The organism is Methanolobus psychrotolerans, from assembly GCF_002243045.1.
Lineage (GTDB): Archaea > Halobacteriota > Methanosarcinia > Methanosarcinales > Methanosarcinaceae > Methanolobus > Methanolobus psychrotolerans.
On record NZ_MBKP01000040.1, the window covers coordinates 13,002 to 27,661 of the forward strand.

At 39.2% G+C, this 14,660-nt stretch carries 13 protein-coding genes and 1 tRNA gene; 4 read left to right on the forward strand and 10 right to left on the reverse strand.

The window, feature by feature from the left end; translation table 11 throughout:
• Positions 1–24: 24 nt before the first annotated feature.
• Complete coding sequence (locus BB781_RS11975) at positions 25–1,161, reverse strand: hypothetical protein (RefSeq protein WP_129582707.1); 1,137 nt, start codon at positions 1,159–1,161, stop codon at positions 25–27.
• Between the two features lie 165 nt (positions 1,162–1,326).
• Positions 1,327–1,411, reverse strand: a tRNA-Leu gene (locus BB781_RS11980).
• Positions 1,412–1,488: 77 nt separating this feature from the next.
• Between BB781_RS11980 and BB781_RS11985 the strand changes: the two genes are divergently transcribed.
• Positions 1,489–2,253, forward strand: a complete 765-nt coding sequence (locus tag BB781_RS11985) for an MBL fold metallo-hydrolase (protein ID WP_340637526.1) — start codon at positions 1,489–1,491, stop codon at positions 2,251–2,253.
• A 50-nt stretch (positions 2,254–2,303) separates the two neighbouring features.
• Here the strand turns inward: BB781_RS11985 and BB781_RS11990 are convergent, their stop codons facing one another.
• The 4 genes from BB781_RS11990 to BB781_RS12005 all read right to left on the reverse strand — a co-directional run bounded on the left by BB781_RS11990 (position 2,304) and on the right by BB781_RS12005 (position 8,308).
• On the reverse strand, positions 2,304–3,740 hold the full coding sequence (locus BB781_RS11990; protein ID WP_094228719.1) for a TrkH family potassium uptake protein: 1,437 nt from the start codon (positions 3,738–3,740) through the stop codon (positions 2,304–2,306).
• Positions 3,741–3,926: 186 nt separating this feature from the next.
• Positions 3,927–4,469 carry a DJ-1/PfpI/YhbO family deglycase/protease gene (locus tag BB781_RS11995; RefSeq protein WP_094228720.1) on the reverse strand — a complete coding sequence of 181 codons (543 nt, stop codon included), beginning with the start codon at positions 4,467–4,469 and terminating at the stop codon, positions 3,927–3,929.
• Between the two features lie 477 nt (positions 4,470–4,946).
• Positions 4,947–6,998 (reverse strand): methyl-accepting chemotaxis protein, encoded by a 2,052-nt coding sequence (locus BB781_RS12000; RefSeq protein ID WP_094228721.1) that lies wholly within the window; start codon positions 6,996–6,998, stop codon positions 4,947–4,949.
• A gap of 398 nt (positions 6,999–7,396) precedes the next feature.
• Positions 7,397–8,308, reverse strand: coding sequence for an ATP-grasp domain-containing protein (locus BB781_RS12005; RefSeq protein ID WP_094228722.1), 912 nt, complete (start codon positions 8,306–8,308; stop codon positions 7,397–7,399).
• Between the two features lie 168 nt (positions 8,309–8,476).
• Here BB781_RS12005 and BB781_RS12010 point away from each other — a divergent pair, with 168 nt between their 5' ends.
• On the forward strand, positions 8,477–8,758 hold the full coding sequence (locus BB781_RS12010) for a carboxymuconolactone decarboxylase family protein (protein WP_094228723.1): 282 nt from the start codon (positions 8,477–8,479) through the stop codon (positions 8,756–8,758).
• 57 nt (positions 8,759–8,815) lie between these two features.
• Here BB781_RS12010 and mtaA read toward each other — a convergent pair whose 3' ends face one another.
• Positions 8,816–9,850, reverse strand: coding sequence for a methylcobamide:CoM methyltransferase MtaA (gene mtaA / locus BB781_RS12015; RefSeq protein ID WP_094228769.1), 1,035 nt, complete (start codon positions 9,848–9,850; stop codon positions 8,816–8,818).
• Between the two features lie 392 nt (positions 9,851–10,242).
• On the opposite strand from mtaA, the gene BB781_RS12020 reads away from it, so the two are divergent.
• Both BB781_RS12020 and BB781_RS12025 read left to right on the forward strand, forming a co-directional pair.
• Positions 10,243–11,052: a hypothetical protein gene (locus BB781_RS12020; protein WP_094228724.1), complete on the forward strand. Its 810-nt coding sequence runs from the start codon at positions 10,243–10,245 to the stop codon at positions 11,050–11,052.
• Positions 11,053–11,060: 8 nt separating this feature from the next.
• The gene (locus tag BB781_RS12025; RefSeq protein WP_094228725.1) at positions 11,061–12,014 is read left to right on the forward strand and encodes a DUF7490 domain-containing protein; all 954 of its coding nucleotides are present in this window, start codon (positions 11,061–11,063) and stop codon (positions 12,012–12,014) included.
• 46 nt (positions 12,015–12,060) lie between these two features.
• Here BB781_RS12025 and BB781_RS12030 read toward each other — a convergent pair whose 3' ends face one another.
• The 3 genes from BB781_RS12030 to BB781_RS12040 form a co-directional block, all read right to left on the reverse strand.
• Complete coding sequence (locus BB781_RS12030; protein ID WP_094228726.1) at positions 12,061–12,651, reverse strand: Maf family nucleotide pyrophosphatase; 591 nt, start codon at positions 12,649–12,651, stop codon at positions 12,061–12,063.
• Positions 12,652–12,806: 155 nt separating this feature from the next.
• Positions 12,807–13,907 (reverse strand): DUF7544 domain-containing protein, encoded by a 1,101-nt coding sequence (locus tag BB781_RS12035; RefSeq protein ID WP_094228727.1) that lies wholly within the window; start codon positions 13,905–13,907, stop codon positions 12,807–12,809.
• A gap of 252 nt (positions 13,908–14,159) precedes the next feature.
• Positions 14,160–14,477 carry a cobalamin B12-binding domain-containing protein gene (locus BB781_RS12040; protein ID WP_164997872.1) on the reverse strand — a complete coding sequence of 106 codons (318 nt, stop codon included), beginning with the start codon at positions 14,475–14,477 and terminating at the stop codon, positions 14,160–14,162.
• Positions 14,478–14,660 lie beyond the last annotated feature (183 nt).

Sequence of the window (14,660 nt, forward strand, 5' to 3'; positions counted from 1 at the left end):
AGTGAAGTTTACTTTTGGAGAGGTTTAATTAATTATTTCAGCAATTAAACGTTTTAGAATTTCACTGTACAGATTGTTTCGCAATTCTTTTGAAGAAATCAATTCATCAGAATGAGTTAATTCATCTCCTTTTTCTGGAAATTCTGTCGCTTCGGTGAGCATATCATCAAATAAGTTCCTAAATTTGGAGCTTGCAAATTGAGGAATTACTTCAGAAATAATATTGATGTTACTTATTGCTGTTATTCCGAATTCTTTAAAATCAATTTCATCTTTAATTTTCTTCACGATTGTTTTTATTGTTTCTTCGGTTTCAAAAAAAGAACTATAAGCCTTAATTAATTCTTCTTTCCGCTTTTTATCCGTTTCACACATGTTTTCAATAGTTTGAAATTTTTGATTTGAATCTTGAGGAGAATAATTTACATTGATTAAACCAGTAGTCCGGGTTTTTCTCATAATCGTTTTTAGCATTTTTACTGCATCATCATCTCTTGCTATTGATTTCAAATAATCAATTGTTTGTATTTTAGGATCGACACTGTTATTAATCCAATTTTTTAAAGCTTTATCATTATTATCGTCTAAGCTTTGATAAAATTCATCAAATGATGTTTCCTCGTTTAAGATATTTGTTATTATTTTTGTGTTCATAGCCATTTTTATGGCTATTTTATCTTCATAACGTTTCAAAGAAAACTGAAAAATCCCAAGCAAAATTCCAAAAATTGCTATAACCTGATAAAATATAGCATTCGGTGCAATTTTCAAAACATCAATCCAAAAGAAAAAACCAAAAACTGAAAGCCAAATAAAGTAAACAGGGAATAACTCATATAACGTGTTAAAGAACGTTTGCTTCATTAAAACAACACAGTACTTTAGACTAAGCAATTTACCAACACTTACTTTTATAGTCTTTTTATTAGCTGGATCTTTTGCAGGATCCTTATTTTTCGAGAAAAGTCTTTCTTTTAAAGAATAATGTGCCCAAATTGTGAAATCTGCTTTAAATATGAGTAAAGAAATAAAAATAGGAGCTATATATGCGAAAATTGGAACTTCGGATATAAAATGATTAAAAAAGATTAATGAAATTAAATTTGCAAATAAAAAACCTAGAAAAGATAAAAATCTCAAAATAGAGATAGTATTTACCATAGTCATTTACCAAGTATTTTTAATGTTGTGTATTGATTCTCTTTGGTATAAATAATTTTTTCATGAGATAAATTGACGAAATATATAAAATGAGATTTATTAGTATGATATAGATAATTTTTAAGCGTACACTTTTTTCTTGTTAACTATATCCCAAAAACCAAGTGCGAGGGGAGGGATTCGAACCCTCGAAATCCTTCGATACTGGATCTTAAGTCCAGCGCCTTTGACCTGGCTGGGCGACCCTCGCAGTTAGAATAAGTGTGGTGTGCCGGTCCTTTTGTTTTAAACACGAGATAATAACAATTAAGTTACTTAAGTCTTATTATGTCAGGTATGGAAATCACGTTTCTTGGAACAGGAGTTGGCATACCTCAGGCTGGCAGGGTACAGTCTGGTGTGCTTATGGATATAGAGGACAAGACATTGCTTTTTGATTGCGGGTGCGGTGTTCTTGGCAGAATATATGAGAGCGGGCATGCTCATAAGGATATAGAAGGCATCGTGCTCACGCACCTTCACCTTGATCATGTGAGTGATGTACTGGCGCTTATCAAGGCCAACTGGCTTGTGGGGCGCACGGACATGCGGCTATACGGGCCACAGGGCACCCGGGAATGGTTTGAGAAGACGTTGGACGTCTACGACTATCTCAGGGACAGGTTCACCGTAGAAATAACGGAACTCTCGCCGGGGGATGAGTTCAAACCCGGAGGTGCCGATTGCAGTATCAGGTGTGCAAAGACCGTTCACACCGGCAACTCCCTGGCATACCGGATCGAAAGCAAGGGCAAAAGCGTGGTCTACACAGGGGATACTGAACCATGTGAAGCAGTAATGGAACTGGCAGAGGGTGCGGATGTACTCATACACGAATGCTCCTTCCCGTTGGGTTTTCCAATGACCAACCACACCACTCCTGACATGTTAACTCTCATGATGGAAGAATACCCTCTCAACGTCAGGGAACTGTACCTGACACACATCTATCCTCACATGCAGGGACATGAGAGAGAGGCTGTCGATCACATAAGGAAATATTTTGACGGCAAAGTGATGATCGCAAAGGACCTGATGGAGATCAAGCTCTGATCAGAAGCAAAGTGGGAATCAATTTTGAATTATAAACAAACTGATCCCTCTCATTTTTTCCAGAAAGCCGGCGTCAGTAATACCATTACAGTAAATACCTCAAGCCTTCCTATCCACATATTCGCAGTCAGGATCAACTTTCCCAGATCAGGGATGTTGTCAAAGCTCTCCATGGGGCCTACAAGGCCAAGACCCGGTCCGACATTGCCAAGCGTTGCGATAGAGGCACTCAGGGCGGTGATAATATCCATACCCATAAATACCAGCAATGTTGAACTGGCAAAGTAGATCACAATATAGATTACCAAAAACGACACGATGGAACTTATGATCTCTTCGGGTATTATTTTATTATTGAAACGTATCGGCTTGACGGCTTTTGGGTGAATTGCCTTGAAAAGAGCATTATTAGCGTGTTTTAATAGCAGGAGCAAGCGCACCACTTTAAAACCACCTGACGTTGAGCCGGCACATCCTCCTATGAACATGAGCAAAAAGAGTATGAACCTGGAGGAGTCCGGCCACATATTAAAATCTGCTGTTGCATAGCCTGTGGTCGTAAGGATAGAGATCACGTGGAAACTGCTATACCTGAAAGCATCAGCAAGCGAATAGACCTCGCTGCTAAAGAGCATGAGGGCAAGTAGAAGAGTAGCAACGGCAATTATTATAAAGTAGAACCTGAACTCCTGATCATTTACCAGGCTTTTCCTGTCGGAAAATATTGTCTTATAGTGCAAGGCAAAGTTTGCCCCTCCAAGGAACATGAACACCATGAGAACTAACTCTACAAGAGGATTGCCAAAAGCTGCTATGCTATCAGAATAAGGGGAAAAACCAGAACATGAGATAGAAGTGAATGTATGAGTGATAGCATCGTAAGGAGAAAGTCCTGCAATGCTAAGTATGATGAATTCAGTTGCAGTCAACACAACATAAACAAGCCATAGGATCTTAGCGGTTCCTCTGATCCGCGGACGCAGCTTTTCCTCCTGCAGTATCGGAACCTCAGCACGGAACATCTGCCTTCCTGCAACACCAAGTTTTGGCAGGATAGCGATAAACAGCATGATTATTCCCATACCTCCCAGCCATTGGGTCATACTTCTCCAGAAAAGCAGGCTTTTGCTATGGCTCTCAATATCCTTTAGTGCCGTTGCTCCTGTAGCCGTTACCCCGGACATGGATTCGAACAGGGCATTTATAGGAGGTACACCCTCCAGTATATAAGGAAGGGAATAGATCATTGCCGCAAGAAGCCATCCGAATGCTACAATGAAGAAACCTTCCTTTAGGTTCCATTCCTCTTCCTTTCTCTTAAAGAACAATGTAAAGAAAGATGCTAAAAGTACTGTAATTATAAGAGGAAAAACGAAAATGTGCAACGATTCTCCATAATAAACAGCAACTAATAATGGAAAGACCATAAACCCGGCAAGCAGCCAGAGAATTGGACCCAATACACCCAGAACTACATTAGCTCTCATGGTGGTCACAATACATCATATTTGTGTCTTCGTTCATGAGTACAGGCAAACAGGTCATGCACTTAAGAGTGTTTTCAATCCTTAATATAGATGTCCTGTTCTGCAAAGAATGAACCAAAACCCTGCACATTAGTTCTTTTGCCGGATCTCATAAAATACACATTGTAAAAAGCCAAATCTGTTATTTTACAATGATCCAAGAGCCTCAATAACTGCCTCGCCAAATTTCTCGGCACTAGCAGGATCACGCGCTGTAATTATATTATCCGTGACGATGACATCTGCATCCTCATAGATGGCTCCACCCTTCTCAAGCTCCTTGATGCATGCGGGGTCCTTAAAAACAGTAGCTTTTTTGCCTTCAAGTACCCCTGCTCTTGCAAGTATAACAGGAGATACACAGATAGCAGCAACGATCTTCTCATGCTCAAAAGCGTCGGCAACAAGTTTCTGCAACTTCTTGTCCGGCCACAGTAGTTTTCTTGAACCAGAACCTCCTGAAATAACAATTGCGTCAAAATCTGAAATAATTACTTTATCTATAGGAACATCAGGCTTTACAGTTCCACCAAGTGCTCCGGTAGCGTCATCTGTAGTCTTGCTTGCAATAGTAATAGAGATTCCCATATCCTCAAATAGATCAAGGGGCTCAAAAAACTCCTCATCCCGGAATCCTTCCTGTGCGACAACCATCAAAATTTTTTTACTATCTAAATACGATCCTGACATATTATCACTTTAGTATCCAACTTATCCATATCATTTTTCAACTTTCCGGTACGATTCCCCATAACCAGATTCAAGTTATTATTATACACTCAAATTGATAGTTTTTGAGTTCAAATACTTATATTTGACGAGTTAGAACGTTAGGAAATTAGATGGAAGAATAAAGAACAGATAAAAAGAGTTTCTCTTCAACATCATGTTGGCAATGTCGGCATGAATTGTATCAGTTATTTTCCAGACACGGACCTTATTCATCTAAAATCCGTATATCTGTGAAATCTGTGTCTAAGGGCATTATTTAGACTCTTTAATGTTGTATAACAGAATGCATCCCTCAGTAAATCCCATTTAAATCTATCACACACAATGTTGTGGAGATCAAAAAAGAAAAATGATGAAAAATGGAAACAAAAAAGAATAGTGGTCAAATCACAATTTTAAAAGCAAAATAAAAGAGAGGAAGACCTCTCTTTTTTCTTACTCAGTAATGTACTTTGCAACTATTTCCTGCATCTCAGAAGCCATCTGTGCAAGTTCCTGCGAACTCTTTGCCAGCTCAAGCATAGATGCATTCTGCTCCTCTACAGCCGCAGATGTTTCCTCTGTGCCAGATGCTGTTTCCTGTGAAATTGATGCCACTTCATCAATTGTCGCCGTGATCTCTTCAATGGAAGCAGACTGTTCCTGGGCAGCAGCTGCAATGTTCTCTGCCATCAGGGCAATCCTGTTACTTTGCTCTACGATTTCCTGAACAGCTCCAACAGTTCTAGTAAGTGCACCGACACCTTCTGTAACTGTTTTTGTACCGGATTCCATTGATGAAACTGCTGAATGGGTTCCTTCCCGGATCTCTGAGATCAGGTTTGATATCTGGGCAGCTGCTGTTCCGGAATTCTCGGCAAGCTTTCGGACCTCATCTGCCACAACCGCGAATCCACGGCCGTGCTCTCCTGCTCTTGCAGCTTCAATTGCTGCATTCAGTGCAAGCAGGTTTGTCTGGTCGGCAATACTGGTTATAAGATCGACGATCTCACCTATCTGGTTGGACTTTCCTTCAAGTTGCTTGATAACAATTGCAGAGTCGTTTGTAGCGCTCTGGATAGCATTCATCTGCAACAGCATATCCTGGGACTGCTTTCCAACATTGGATATGAACTCTTTTGCAGCGTTTGCTGCTTCTGCTGCCTGCTGGGCATTGTTTGCAATGTCCTGGACACCAATGGTCATGTCATTCATAGTCTTTGATACATCTTCAGACCTGGAAGACTGCTCCTGTGATCCCCTTGCAATCTCGTCTACAGTTGTGGCTATCTGGGTGGATGCAGCGGTCATTTCTTCAATAGATGCTGACATCTCTTCTGCTGTTGAAGCAACACTGTTTGCACTCTTGCTCACGACATTGATGACACCTGTTAATGTATTGAGAATATCGTTCAGACCACTGGGAATTGCAACAAAGTCTATATCAACATCGGTCTTAGCCTTGTTATTGATCTTACCTTCAAGGGCGTCGTCGGATATCTTCTTAAAATCAGCAACGATCTTCTCAATTCCTTTTGATATTGACCTGCTAACCAGGAATGCTGCTGCAGAACCAAGGACTACGAATACAAGGATGGCTGCTATTATACCATTCCTTATAGCAACTACCGGAGCTTCGAATTCATCTATGTAAGTACCTGAGGCAATGATCCAGTCCTTGTCTTCAAAGTAAGTGTAGGTCATTACTTTTTCACGTCCTTCCCATATGTAATTGATTCGGCCCTCCTTGTTAGAAATCATTTCCTTTGCAAAGGCATGACTGATAAGGTTGTCTCCTTCAATGTTCGGGTGGATAAGAACATCACCTTTGGAATTCATTACATACATATACCCGGTCTCACCAAAAGTAATACCAGACATCTGTTCTTTGATAATGATCCTGTAACGTTCTTCAGGAATACCAACAGAAACAATAGCAATCGTTTTTCCAGCGGCATCCCTTATTGGCTCATAGGAAGTAAGATACCATGCTCCAAGCACATCAGCTCTTCCTGTATATGTCTGCCCGCCCAGTACAACAGTCTGATAAACTGCATCGGAAATGCTGGTTCCAATAACACGCTTTCCATTGGCATCAGTTATAGTGGATGATATACGAGTTGCTGTACCATCTTTTACCTGGAAAATACTTACTTCTCCACTGGTTTCATCTTTGATCTCATCAACAACATCATAATTACCGTTTACGATATATTCACCAAACATCAGTTTGCCATCGACTGATGTTTTTGCATCACCAAGTCCTTTAAACGTGCTACTGGCCACACCAATGTTAGAGTAAAGATTTTCCAGAGCTACAGAAAATACAGCATCAATATACTGTTCTTCCATTTTTACCTGTTCATCAAGTCTCTCATAGACCTGTTCTCTTATAGCAGTTGCAGTTTGTTCATAGGCAAAAAATCCAACTGCTGTCACAGGCAAAATAGCAAGTATCAAAGCAAATGCAATGATTTTTTTACTGATCGTAATGTTTTTTAAATTCAATTTGCCACATCCTTGAATTGTATATACACTATTCTAAAATTATTAACAATTGTGAGCGTCACGTTCGAAATTTCAGAGCATAAGTTACTTACATCCATCTAGATATATATATCTTATTAATATATAAAGATAGGTTTTTGTTTTGGTATGTTCGAACAAAAAAATGCATCCAAGGAACAGGTATAATATCGATATCATTCACTTTGAAAACAAGTTGTAAACTATAAAATCATTGGATGATTCTCACGAGCAGAATTTTATAAAAAATTACTGTGCATAAATTGAATAATTCACGCTTACTTTAACTTTTAAGATTAAATACAAAAATAATTTCTGTATATACATATTTGCTTTTTGTATATACGCCACATGATAAATAGTATCACACATTTAAAAAACTAATCTTCGAACTTTCCAAGACGTACTTTTATGAAATTGTATATCTCATCGGCAATGTCGATGTCACAGCAACTCTCAATACCCTTAAAACCCGGCGAGGAATTTGCTTCACATACTTTGAAATGCTTCCCATCAAAAAGAAGGTCTATCCCCGCTATCTCCAATCCAAAAAGTTGTGCTGTTTCCGTTGCCAGCCATTTGATTTCAGGACTCATCTCAAATTTTTCAACTTGCCCGCCCCTGGAAAAATTTGCTTTGAAATTGTTGTCGCTAGAACTACGTTCTATACAGGCAATAGGTCTTCCTCCAACGACAAATACTCTAAGATCTTTTCCCCGGCTAGCCTCAATAAACTCCTGAAGGATTATATTCAGCTTTGGATTTGTTATATAAACCAGTTCCATCAGGTCATTGAACTGGGATTTGTTATCACATAAAAAAACACCTTTACCCATAGAGCCTGAAAGTGTCTTTACAACTAAAGGAAACTGCAGGTATTTCTCAACGAGCGAATCATCAATTGGGTACTTACCAAGCATGGTCTTTGGAACGGGTATGTTGTTCTCTGCCAGTATTTGCTGTGAATATAGTTTATCTTTTACAGTATCAATACATTGAGCTGAATTAACAACGTATACGCCAAGCCTTTCCAGATGCCTTATTACAGCCATTCCAAAATAACTTGTACCTGCACCCATGCGCGGCAGGAGAAAATCCGGCAACGGAACAACTTTTCCGTCAAGTAATATACTCTTGCGGTCTTCTCTTGTTACTACAAGATCGAACTGGTCAGGAGAAATTACTTCTATCTCTATTCCTTTTTTCCCGGCACTATCTATAAGCCGATGAATTTCATAAGCTTCCGGACTCAGTGAACTCTGAGGCGTCTTATACAGGATCCATCCTTTCAATCACTAAAACTCCTTTATAGGCCTTGCATGTAATACACGCTACTAATAAAAATAGATATACTAAACAAAAACCCAACACATTAAATCCGGGCTAAAATCATACAGAAACATATAACGTATATATAGGCTTAAATCAATTGAGCCATTCTACCAAATGAGGATAAGATCATGACCTATTTAAATGACAGAATGCCGGAAACAGCCCAGGCCTTTGCAAACATGCGTGCATCTATATTCAGGAATGCTGCCCTTGATATCAAGACCAAAGAACTGATAGCTACTGCATGTTCGGTGCTTCTAAGATGTGAAAAATGTACTGCCATACATGCCCAGAGAGCAAAAGACAATGGTGCAACAGATGATGAAGTTGCTGAGGCATTGTCTGTTACAATGTTCATTGCTGCCGGTTCCCAGCTCCACTGGACAGATGTGTACGACAAAATACTGTAAGATCATACAACTATTATATGGGAATTACAGAAAAACGGCTAATATAGACTATAACCATCAAACTCCTTTTTCGGAATAATATTCATCTCTTGCGGCCACAAAAGCCCTGATGTTCTCTATTGGAGTACGCGGGGCTATCCCGCATCCGGGAGCAAGTATGCCTGCTCCATCCTCAATGCACTGTTTTGCTTCTTTTTTGATGTTCTCAGGAGATTTTCCCAGCAATGTGACAGCAGGTGACACATTGCCTATAAGACAGGCCCTGCCTGAAATTACCTGGCTCGCATAAGTAAGATTTACTTTTTCTTCTACACTGAGTCCCTCAAATCCTGATGCTGCCATCATGTCCAAAACATCCGTAGCATCACCACAAATATGTAGAATTGAATGACCGTTCAGATTTTTTGTGAGTAGACGATACTGAGGAAGTATAAGTGACTCAAATAACGGCGGGGGCAAAAGATCTGGTCCTGCCTCAGAATCTATTATAACCACAGCATCAACACCCCGGTCAAACAAGGCATTTGCATATTCTGTACAAACACTAGTGCCAAGGGCAATCAGTTCATTAAGGACTTCAGGTGAAGTGATACACCATCGCAGGTAATTATTCACACCACATAGATAACAGGCAATAGCCGCCGGACCTAGTATGCCTGCAACTACCGGAACGTCATCTGAGAGCCTGCTTTTTATTATATCTGTAGCCTTAAGTATTATTTGTATTCTTTTACTTTCAAGCAGTTTGTCTGGAATGGAAAGGCCGGCAACATCTTCCTTTTTCTTACATGGAAAATCAAGCATTTGGGGCTGGGTGTCCAACGACCCTGTTTCGATAGTACAACCAAGGGTCTCTGCTATTACTGTATTACAAAAAGGGTACCTTACAGCTTCAAGCCCTATGAGCTCATGTGCTGCAATAGCCAGGGTTGCCATCTTCTCGGGATCATAATGCGCATCAGGCCATTTAGCACCTGTTATTTCCATAAGTTCCACAATTCCGGTCTGAGTTACCGAACAGACAGGTATTTTATCCACTTTTTTTCTTTCCAGGGAATAAATAAAACGCTCTTTTAAACTTAGATCAGACAGCCAGACTCCTCCATGAGTACTATAAATGTAGATTTTCAAATTAATATCACTGCTAAATCAATATAACTTATATTCCGCAGATGTCCTCGAATTTTGCCAATTATCTGGATTGCAATTATTTATCAATTAATAGTAACATAATTCAATTGAGAAGTAACATTTATTATCACTTCAAGTTGACATAAGTATGTGTAAATGTACGCTAAAGGAAAATATCCGTTTTTCTCTAGACATCTGCGGAAAGTCGGATATAAGGTTTCTTTATCATTATTCTAGTTGTGTTCTTATTATGCATTATCAATAATATAAATATTAATACGAAAATTAAACTAGATAAAAATTATCAAAGGTTTTTTAAACATTTGAGTAGTTTAAACAGTGAGGTACTAATTATGAGCAAATTATTTCAAAAAATAATAGTAATTACATCACTGTTAGCCTTGATACTGATATCCGGGTGCACGACAACGAGTGAACCAGTTGATCCAGTAAGTCCTGAAAATGTACTTCTTAATACTGCTCCGGTGGTCATTAAAGAGTTCCATGAGCAGGACATATCCCTGACAGTAACTAACAATGATACACAAGCCATAGATTCAGTAATGGTCGCAAATTTTCTTCCATTCACAGTAATAGGAACAGATTCAATTAACATTGCAGGCAAAACAGATGTCATTGGATCTTCTATCCTTAATGCCAGAATCAAGGCACCAGCTTTTGAAACTGATGTAAATGACTCTGCAGTCACCGTTAGTTACCTTTCTGGAGCAGATGACAAAGGACTACAGATAACCAAGACAAAATCAATTCCTGTAGAAGTAACTGTACTCCCTGATGTGAAGCTGCAGTTCCTTGGATTTGTAGAGGATATGGACTCACTGCGCACAGCTTCGTCACAGACATGGGAGCTTAAAGCCGGCGGTAATGCAACCATTACATTCTCCGTGAAGAATGAAGGACAGAGCACTGTACCTGCCGAAATACTGGTGGTTGTGGCAGATGTTGATAATAAGCTTATAGCCGACCAGGCATCTATGAATATAAGCCAGGCAATGGCAAGAAGTGGAACATCCTATACAAAAGGAATGCAGATACCTGTGAAAGAGGATTCACCAAATGGCGAGACTGATGTCTATGTCAGGTTAATGTATGGCGACCATATCGTAGATGAGCAGATGCTGGTGCTGACAGTTAAATTGTAGGCGATAACATGAAAGTTGTGAACCTTCTGATTTTCTTTTCAATTTTCATTTTTTGCATCTCTTCTGGCTGTATAAATGAAAATCTAAAAGAAGAGGCCCCTCATCCTCTTATCACCAATGTGGATGTAATGTCAATACCGGCAGATGAAGAGTTCGGACTTAAAGTTACTGTCTACATGCAAAACCCAATGGACAGAGATACAGGTTCACTTTCCATTAAAGTAAAAACAAAGGATCAGTATACAAACTTAATAACTGGAGAACATATGGAAAGTGTGGGTTACCTGAAAGCAAAGTCACAGTCATACAAGACTCTTTTTTTTAATGTACCAACAAGTGGCGAACAACTGGTCATTGTAGAATTATTTGAAGACAATAATCTGGTAGATCAGCAGTCAACCTATGTCCAGTTGATCGAGGAAGCAGTTAAACCCGTTCCAAATGTGATCCTGACCGATCTTTTGATAGAAACCATACAGGCAACAAACTACGGACAGGACATTATATTTGAAGCATCGCCGGGATTTTACAATCAGGGTGATGAAGCAAATAAAGTTACTGTAGTTGTTACGGCAGTTGCCGATGAGTATACAAGATATACAGGTAGTGCAATTGCCTCTAATCTTGAACAAAATCAGAGGACAAGAGCTACTGTAAGAATGACAGTTCCTGCCGACAGATCTTATAGTTTCGAAGTAAATGTCATTGTGGACAGTGAAATAACTGCAAGTGGAGAAACAAGCACATCAATAAAACTTCATGACATCAAACTGAAAACACCAACAACATATGCACTTATTGAATCCGGGTCTCCTGTTTCATATGATGAAGCAATTGACGAAATACCTGTTGAAGACAGTGCTGAATATGCCGCTCCATCACCAGGATTTGAGGCCATAATGTTTGCAATTTCCATGCTCTTCGCCATTGGAATTCTAAGAAAGAAGAAACGGGAAATCTAAATATATCTTATTTTCTCTTTTTCTTTCCTTTCTTTTTTGTGTCTTTCTAACTTTGTAAATCCAGGACACTAATATTGAATTTTTCAAGCATCTTTGACAGCCTGTAAAGCGGAAGTCCTACCACATTGAAAAAATCACCTTCAATACTTTCAACAAGTATGGCCCCTTTTCCCTGTATTGCAAAGGCACCGGCTTTGCCCAGAGGTTCACCTGTGCTAAGATAATCATTGATCAGCTTTTCAGACATCTCCCTCATCAGGATCTTGGTTATTTCATATTCCATAATTTTCATCCTGCTGGCAGTATCCATTACAGTCAACCCGGTGATTGCCTGTATCTGTTGCCCGCTAATCTTTCTCAACATTTCCTTTGCATCATCTTTATCTTTTGGCTTTCCGAGTACCTCATAATGACACATGATAACCGTATCAGCAGAGATAATTATGCCTTCTGTGAGATTCCTTGCCACATCACATGCTTTTTCATGGGAATGATGCATAACAAGATTAACAGGATCCAGATCTTTTCCTGTGTCTTCTGCATAAGAACTTATGCAGATATTAAAATCCGTACCGAGCAATTGCTCCAGTAGTTCTTTTCTTCTAGCCGATGCAGAAGCAAGGATTATCTTGTTCATGAATATACAAAAGACAGGCGAAAATATCTAGTTTATGACAATTCCATATACTTTCAAAAAGAAGACTGCTGTTTTGTGATTTTACCCAAAAAAGGATGTAGTTAAGGATTTTTAAAAAGCATTAAGATCAAACATTCGTTTGACCTTAAAAAAGATCAGTCTTCGGGCAATGCGGCCTTATCCAGCCACTCATCAAGGTTACTGTCAGCTATTTTATGAGGAGCATCGAACATGGGCATTTTCAATGGATACCACTTTTCCAGGAAACTGAGCATATGGTATTTCATGAATACGTTTACAGGCATTCCTATAAAAGCCATTACGAACATGATCAATATTAACTCAACTACCAATATCGGAATGAACAGTAACCACACCATGGCATCAGACATTATTGCCAGAAGGATGAAATAAAGGGCAGCATCAATTATTAAAAACACTATTCCTGATATGACCAGTCCCAAAAGGCCAAGGATTATCACGATTATGCCTGCTGCAATAGCAAGCACTGTACGGCCTATCCAATAAATTATCATTTGTTGCCAATTGCTTCTGAATTGCCTGAAAACACTGAACAGTGCTGAGAATATACCAGATCCTGTGTACATGGAAACCGGTACTGACATGCTGGTAAAGGAACCTATTATGCTTCCTGCAACGACAAATAAGAGAACGATGGCAAGAATTGAGATAATCGATAAAAAAATACCCAGGAACATCATGCTGCCGAGCATTACCTTTTCAGTCGTCACGATCATAGAGAAGATCAGCAGGGATACTATGACAACAGGGATCATAAACAACAGTAATAATAGCACACGCAGGACGAACAGGGACAATCCTTTACCCATGTACCTCGAGAAATATTTGCGGATCCTTATATCATTGCGGACAAGAGATTCCACAAAGACGAATTCCATTACGCTTCCAACCAGTCCCATGATAATGATAAAAAGGAAGAGCACTACAAAGAATCCGGCTATTAGTGCCCATGTGGAATAGGACATCAAATGACCGGCAAAATTATTTAAGATATCAAGGAATCCCGGTGGCACCCAGGAAAGATCAGGGTTAGATCCGTCATATGAACTATCATACGAGCCGCCGTTCCCGCCACTATTAAAACTTCCTGAGCCACCAATAAAGAATACTATGATAGCAAGTTTTAACCACTTTTTGATGTCAAAAGGCTCAAAGAGACATTGTCGTGTCCTTTCTATCGCATGATCAACTGCATCTATTACATACCAGTACATATTAATAAATAGAAGCTGTTTTCGTAAAAAGTTACTGGTTTAAGGTTTTTTCATATGATCCATCTACAACCAGGATCTCATTCCTCCTCAGAAGGGATTCTTCACGCATGGAAGAACGGCTCATAGTAAAAAATGGATGTTCATCAGTAATAAACATTGAAGTCCTGTAAATGACCCGAAAATAGAAAGCGGAAAACAAAAAAGGGACAATGAATAAATAAATAAATAAATAAGATTCAAGCCGGGCATGATTCATGTATTCATTGATATATTGCCAAACAGCCTGAAATCTATTTTCTTCTCAATCGCACAACATTTTAGCAGTGAAAGACCTTTTTCCATAATTTTAGATGCTGCAAATATGTGTAAAAGAGGAACATCACCCTTTTCAAAGCGGTCTCCTACTTCTTTCATTCCCTCGATGAACCCAAGCTCTATTAAGTCAACAGGGTCCATGCCTGCATCAACCGCTTCCCGTACGGCAGATTCAGCTTCCCTGCTGTCAAAATTCAAGATGGAATCCCGTGCTTTTTCTATTATTTTCTGGAATAATGGTCTTTCAGGTTCCATATAACCAATCCTTCTTTTATTTATGATATACCCCTCGTCCATTCGGAATATAACCCATGTTAGTCGCCTTGATCTTTGGAGGTAGTCCATTTTACTTGTTTTAAGACAACTAAAGTTTAGTAGACGCATATATTATATAAATCGCACGGTTGACATTAAATTCAAAAGTAAAGCACGACACAA

Coding starts and splice junctions, on each gene's coding strand:
- BB781_RS11995 (WP_094228720.1), bottom strand. CDS start 4,469: ATGTCAGGATCGTATTTAGATAGTAAAAAAATTTTGATGGTTGTCGCA.
- BB781_RS12035 (WP_094228727.1), bottom strand. CDS start 13,907: ATGTACTGGTATGTAATAGATGCAGTTGATCATGCGATAGAAAGGACA.
- BB781_RS12010 (WP_094228723.1), top strand. CDS start 8,477: ATGACCTATTTAAATGACAGAATGCCGGAAACAGCCCAGGCCTTTGCA.
- BB781_RS11990 (WP_094228719.1), bottom strand. CDS start 3,740: ATGAGAGCTAATGTAGTTCTGGGTGTATTGGGTCCAATTCTCTGGCTG.
- BB781_RS12020 (WP_094228724.1), top strand. CDS start 10,243: ATGAGCAAATTATTTCAAAAAATAATAGTAATTACATCACTGTTAGCC.
- BB781_RS11985 (WP_340637526.1), top strand. CDS start 1,489: ATGTCAGGTATGGAAATCACGTTTCTTGGAACAGGAGTTGGCATACCT.
- BB781_RS12030 (WP_094228726.1), bottom strand. CDS start 12,651: ATGAACAAGATAATCCTTGCTTCTGCATCGGCTAGAAGAAAAGAACTA.
- BB781_RS12040 (WP_164997872.1), bottom strand. CDS start 14,477: ATGGAACCTGAAAGACCATTATTCCAGAAAATAATAGAAAAAGCACGG.
- BB781_RS12025 (WP_094228725.1), top strand. CDS start 11,061: ATGAAAGTTGTGAACCTTCTGATTTTCTTTTCAATTTTCATTTTTTGC.
- BB781_RS11975 (WP_129582707.1), bottom strand. CDS start 1,161: ATGGTAAATACTATCTCTATTTTGAGATTTTTATCTTTTCTAGGTTTT.